Consider the following 1,108-nt stretch of genomic DNA (forward strand, 5'->3'; position numbering starts at 1 on the left):
GGCTCCCGGCCAGGTGCAGACAACGGGCCGGGAGCCGTCGACGATGAGGCTGCCACCGAGGCTGTCACGAAGGCTGTCACGGAGGCTGTCACCGGACGAGGAGAGCGGGAGGGCGATGACAACGCCGATGATCGAAGTAAGAGCGGTGACCAAGCGATTCGGGTCGATCGACGCCTTGGCCGGGGTCGACCTGAGTGCTGACGCCGGCACGGTCCTCGGCCTGCTCGGCCCTAACGGCGCAGGCAAGACCACCCTGGTGCGGATCCTGGCAACGTTGCTTCGACCGGACAGCGGCCTGGCGACGATCGCCGGGTACGACGTCGTCCGGCACGCGCAGCGGCTGCGGTCCATGATCGGACTGGCCGGCCAGTACGCCGCCGTGGACGAGATGCTCACCGGGCGGGAGAACCTCGAACTGGTCGGGCTGCTCTACCACGTCGGAAAGGCCGAACGGCGCCGGCGGGCGCAAGAGGTACTGGAGCGTTTCTCGCTCACCGAGGCCGCCGACCGCCAGGTGAAGACCTACTCGGGCGGCATGCGACGACGCCTCGACCTCGGCGCGAGCCTCGTCGGACACCCGTCCGTACTGATCTTGGATGAGCCCACCACCGGCCTCGACCCGCGGACCCGCAACGAGCTGTGGACGCTCATCGAAGACCTGGTCACCGACGGCACCACCGTCGTGCTGACGACCCAGTACCTCGAGGAGGCCGAACGCCTCGCGCACCGGATCGTCGTCATCGACCGGGGCCGGGTAGTCGCCGCCGGTACCGCCGACGAGCTTAAGTCCCGCGCCGGCGGCGCCATGCTCGAAGCCCGGGTCGTCGACCCCGCCGACCTCGGCCGGGTCGCGGCTCTCCTGGCCGACCTCGGCGACGGTCCGCCCCAGCTGGATGCCGAGCGACGCCGGGTCGCCGTCCCGACGGGCGGCGGGGCCAAGGTCCTGCTGGCCGCGGGACGCCGTCTCGACGACGACGGTGTCGCCCTGGACGATCTCGGGATCAGGCGTCCCTCCCTCGACGACGTGTTCCTCTCGCTGACCGGCCACGCCGCCGGCGAGCCGGCCGATGACGGGTCCGGCGCCCGGTCCGCCACCGCCGCCGGTACG

At 71.5% G+C, this 1,108-nt stretch carries 1 protein-coding gene; it reads left to right on the forward strand.

Annotation, left to right across the window (positions count from 1 at the left end; translation table 11 throughout):
* Positions 1–145 precede the first annotated feature (145 nt).
* Positions 146–1,108, forward strand: a 963-nt coding sequence (locus U9980_RS14190; RefSeq protein ID WP_322768347.1) for an ATP-binding cassette domain-containing protein, incomplete at its 3' end; no start/stop codon positions are given.

Origin of the sequence: Protofrankia sp. Cr1 (assembly GCF_963555865.1) — a bacterium.
Classification (GTDB): domain Bacteria; phylum Actinomycetota; class Actinomycetes; order Frankiales; family Frankiaceae; genus Protofrankia.